This is a genomic window from Nostoc sp. NMS8 (genome assembly GCF_017115045.1).
Lineage (GTDB): Bacteria > Cyanobacteriota > Cyanobacteriia > Cyanobacteriales > Nostocaceae > Nostoc.
The window spans coordinates 1-4,620 of the sequence record NZ_JABXKK010000071.1 but is presented as its reverse complement, the minus strand read 5'-3'; the positions used below and the strand labels follow the sequence as shown (position 1 = coordinate 4,620).

General features: G+C 44.7%; 4 protein-coding genes and 1 pseudogene. 2 read left to right on the top strand and 3 right to left on the bottom strand.

Annotated features, from left to right (window positions below; translation table 11 throughout):
* Positions 1 to 55 precede the first annotated feature (55 nt).
* From HWQ39_RS14265 to HWQ39_RS14255, 3 genes and pseudogenes are all read right to left on the bottom strand, one after another.
* Positions 56 to 771, bottom strand: a pseudogene (locus HWQ39_RS14265) (IS5 family transposase); the annotation flags it as partial.
* Positions 772 to 848: 77 nt separating this feature from the next.
* Positions 849 to 1,154 carry a hypothetical protein gene (locus HWQ39_RS14260; RefSeq protein ID WP_292845808.1) on the bottom strand — a complete coding sequence of 102 codons (306 nt, stop codon included), beginning with the start codon at positions 1,152 to 1,154 and terminating at the stop codon, positions 849 to 851.
* Complete coding sequence (locus HWQ39_RS14255) at positions 1,123 to 1,392, bottom strand: hypothetical protein (protein WP_292845805.1); 270 nt, start codon at positions 1,390 to 1,392, stop codon at positions 1,123 to 1,125. Before HWQ39_RS14255 ends, HWQ39_RS14260 begins: the two co-directional genes overlap by 32 nt.
* A gap of 466 nt (positions 1,393 to 1,858) precedes the next feature.
* On the opposite strand from HWQ39_RS14255, the gene HWQ39_RS14250 reads away from it, so the two are divergent.
* Positions 1,859 to 2,332, top strand: a complete 474-nt coding sequence (locus tag HWQ39_RS14250) for a hypothetical protein (protein WP_292845802.1) — start codon at positions 1,859 to 1,861, stop codon at positions 2,330 to 2,332.
* 178 nt (positions 2,333 to 2,510) lie between these two features.
* Positions 2,511 to 4,595 carry a strawberry notch-like NTP hydrolase domain-containing protein gene (locus HWQ39_RS14245; protein ID WP_292845799.1) on the top strand — a complete coding sequence of 695 codons (2,085 nt, stop codon included), beginning with the start codon at positions 2,511 to 2,513 and terminating at the stop codon, positions 4,593 to 4,595.
* Positions 4,596 to 4,620 lie beyond the last annotated feature (25 nt).

The following is a 4,620-nucleotide window of genomic DNA, read 5'->3' as shown; positions in this document are numbered from 1 at the left end:
GATAAAAAACAAGGGCAATGGTGTCTATGTTGCAATTTAAATGCCGATTAGCTTACTGGTTAAACCAGCCAAATGTTCTTTCTACTACCCAACGCTTGGGTAAAACTTCAAACTCTTTATTAGTACGGCGCATAACTTCAACATGAGCTTGAATCATCAACCAAACAGCCAGCGCAAACTTATCACCGTCATAACCTGAGTCAACCCAGATGACTTCAACTTTTTCCAATAATTCTGGGCGTTCTTCCACCAGTTCCATCAAGGCATACGCTGCAAGCACTCTTTCAGGAGCATTGCCTTCGCTCACAATCACTTTGAGCAATAGCCCAAGGCTATCAACGATTGTTTGGCGTTTTCTTCCTTTGACTAACTTGCCACCATCAAAGCCGTAGACATCCCCCTTTTTTCAGTCGTTTTTACCGACTGACTATCTGCTGCGATCGCCGAAGGCGGGTCTTTGACCATCGCACTTGGTTGTGTTGACCTACCTAGTTTTTCTCTCAGTTTGTCACGTAGTGTATGGTTTAATTCTTCCCAAATTCCGTATTTTTGCCATTTGCGATAATAGCTGTAAACCGTTGAACTTGGTGGAAAGTCTCCTGGTAGCATGTCCCATTGACATCCCGTTTTCAAGTGATAGTATATTGCGTTGCATACTTCTCTCATATCAGTAGTCCTTGGATGTCCCCCAGATTTAGCTGGTGGGATTAAGGGAGCTAGAATAGCCCATTCTGAGTCACTCAGGTCGGTAGAATAAGCCTTTCGAGTCATTGGATGCTACGTAAATGCACTGTCTCAAAAGTATCTTATCGTATCATTTCATTTTATTAGTCACCTTTAGATTTACTTTATAAATAGCCTCTTAATCGCTGCTCGATTCGCCAACAGTAGAAATCCAAAGCTTTACCCGTCGCCGCTCCGGTAACTGCACCAGCGACTAAAAAAATCAGTCCAGTTTTCCAGCCTCGGATCGGGCCACCACTCCACTCCAAACTTTTCTGATTGAACCACACCAGCAAAGAATAGACAGAAATCCCAACTACAGTATTAATAAGAGCGAAAATTCTGGGTGTTATCTCAGTCTGTCGCAGTATCAGCCACTGTCCTAGCCAAAGTATTGCACTAAAAATCACCGCAGCGATTGCCTCCGGCACGCGAGTACGCGATCGCACTCATAACCAAATGATCTGGATATCTAAATGGATCTAGCGTCATATTAATGATCAGTGGCACAAATATCAGCGCACAGAGGAAAAAGCCGATTAATAAGCCAGCAGCGTTTATCAAACTCCAGTAGCGTCCCAAATAACCAAGGCGGAATTCCAATATCCACTCCTGCACTGGAAGCATTGTGATATAAAATGCCATTGCTGCACTGACGTAATCGAGCATTGGACTAAGTTGTACCCGTGTATTTAGCGTATTTTACACAGGTTTCTGGGCGATCATCTCCAGTAGGCGGTTACGCCATCGCTTTGCGAATAAGAGAGTGAAAATTCTTAAACTGATACATCTAAATGAATCTGAAACAATTAGACTACTGCATTTTTGAAGCTGTCTATGAGACGATTCAAAGAGTTTGGACAACTGAAGAAAAAGAGTTGATTGCAAATGATTTCAAACTACTCTCATCACCTAAAAGAATAGCTAAATAAAACATTTAAGTTATACTTGTTGGCATCCAGAAAACTATAGAATAGTCCGAGACTTAAGCGCCCCTTCAAGCTTCAGTCAACCCATGAATTTCTTTGAAGATATTCTTTTTTAAAACTTCTTGTATTCAGATCGTACTTGATTACAGGGCTGTTAGCGCTTCGCGGAACTTTTGTGAACATTACAAAAATTTCGGAAAAATACAATGGATATCCAATCTACACTCACCCAAGCTATTGAAGTTATAGTAATGAGCTTTGTTGCTCTGATAATTTTCGATTTTATCGACAGACTTTACGTTGTGCCATTGCCACCTATTACAATTGCACAATCAAGTGCCAATAGAGAATCCATAGTAACACCGCCTCATTTTGAAGCACTACCTAACCCAGAAAAACTAGTAGTCGAACCTCAACAAATCCCCTTCGTTACACAGTTTGAGGAAATTTTTGATCCCTGGACATTAGAATTAGAGTCTCACAACAGTTCTACCGGAATTCAACCAGTTGTACTCCAATTCCCCTCACTGAGGCTGCTACCGCCAGCAACAGGAGTACAACCGAAATCTAAAGCTAAAACCGCCAAGCCCAAGTCTACCAAAACTATTGGCATTACTGCAAAGGCTACATCTACCAAAGCTCCACGAAAACCCGCAAGACCACGCAAGCAGTCGGCTTAATTAAACGAGCGATCGCTATTCTGAAAACGCGATCGCTTTTTTGTCATTTCAACGTGAGCATCCTACAGAAATCAACATCTTGCAATTAAGTCTACTTTGATTGCCACGCTAAGTACGAATCTGACTGTGCAGTATCGGCTACGCCAAGTTTTTGTGAAAATCAATACTATATACAGTCATGGTTAATGCAATCCAAGGCTCACTGTTTGATGTGCAAACAGTTTTAGACTATGGGCAATCCATTGTCAGCGCCGGACATGAACTTGCCAAATTATTGATTAAGAATCAACCTTTAGCAAACAAAGCAATCCAATCGCAGATGAATCGTTATTTTAACGGAACTGCGGCATCAGGGGCGTGGCAGTGGAAAGATGCTTACGAAGCGGTGGAAGTTGCACTAATTCTCTACCTCCGGCAAAAGGGATTATCAGAAAATCCTTTAGAGCAATTGCAACTACTTCAATCGCTCTGCCCCACACATACCCGCCGCAGCGAGGAGCAACTAAAACTTCAGCAGTTCTCAACTCCATTGCCATTGGCTTACTTGATAACGTTGGCAGGACAAATCAGCAGTAACGATCTTGTACTTGAACCATCTGCTGGAACCGGGATACTTGCACAATTCGCCAAGGTGAGAAATGCCAGCCTCATGCTGAACGAACTGGCAGAAGACAGAAGAAAAATCCTGCGGCGCTTATTCCCAGGTGTCCCTTTATTCCAGTTTAATGCCGAGCAGATCAATGATTATCTTGCAGGGCAGACAAAGCTCTCTGTGGTGCTGATGAATCCCCCGTTTTCGGCATCTCCAAATATAAGCAATCGTAACAGTGAAGCTACAGCCCGTCACGTCAATGCGGCATTACAGAGGTTGCTCCCGGGTGGGCGGTTAGTGACGCTGACTGCAAATTGGTTTTCACCGCAAAACCCTGACTGGCAGCAAACGTTTACCAAGATACAAGAAACAGCGCAAGTAGTGCTATCAGTGGGAGTCAACGGGAAAGTGTACTCGAAGCACGGGACGCAGATGGATACCCGGATTACCGTGATTGACAAAGTTCCGCCTGACTCCAGTGACATTCCTTGCATACATCAGACATTAGAACTTGGCGAAATCCTTCATTTGATTGAGCAACTTCCACAGAGGGAGCCGTGGCATCATTCTACTGGGACTGTTCAAGAAGCCCGTACCAAAAAAGTTGTTACATTCTCAAAACGGATTGTAATCGCACAACCAGAACCAGTTTCAGAACTTCCAGATGTGGTAGTTCTTTCTTATGAGCTTGTGGAGTGGACTGGTTCAGAGGGGTTGAAAGATGCCCTCTACGAAACTTACCATCCACAACGCTTGAGAATCAAGGATGCTTTACCCCATCCATCCCTGTTGTGCGAAAGTTCAGCCCTGGCACTCGTTTCACCTCCTGCTCCCACATACAAACCATATCTGCCTCAACATATCGTTACACAAGGGTTGTTATCCGAAGCACAACTTGAAAGCGTGATTTACGCAGGTCAGGCGCACTGTGAATTTCTGTCTGGGTCTTATATTGTGGATGATTCTTGGGATAATGTGACTGTAGCAGCAACTAGCTCAGAAAACGTTGTTAGATTTCGGCGTGGCTGGTTTCTTGGCGATGGGACGGGTGCCGGTAAGGGTAGACAATGTGCGGGAATCATCCTCGACAACTGGTGTCAGGGGCGCTCTAAAGCCATTTGGGTATCTAAAAGTTCTGCCCTAATTGAAGATGCCCGTAGAGACTGGTGCGCTTTAGGAGGTGATGTCAAAGACATTATCGACCTGAGCAACATCAAGCTAGGCGACCCCATCCCTTTCACCCAAGGCATTCTGTTCTGCACCTACTCAACTCTGCGCTCTCAAAAGAACGGTAAAAGTCGGCTTAAGCAAATTGTTGAGTGGGCTGGCATTGATTTTGAGGGAGCGATCGCCTATGACGAGTGCCACAGTATGGGCAATGCAATGGCTCAAGAGGGTAAACTCGGTATGGTTGCAGCATCCCAGCAAGGCATTGTTGGGCTGAGGTTGCAAAACGCATTACCGCAGGCACGGGTTATCTACGTATCAGCGACCGGAGCGACGAAGGTTTCCAACCTATCTTATGCTAACCGCCTGGGACTTTGGCAGACTGGCGACTTCCCATTTACCTCCCGTGAGGATTTTGTGGAATCCATTGAAGTTGGGGGTATTGCGGCAATGGAAATTGTTGCTAGGGATTTGGTGCGGCTCGTTTCTGGTAGGAGCCTCTAGAAACTAGAGGGGTATGCCCAGAGTT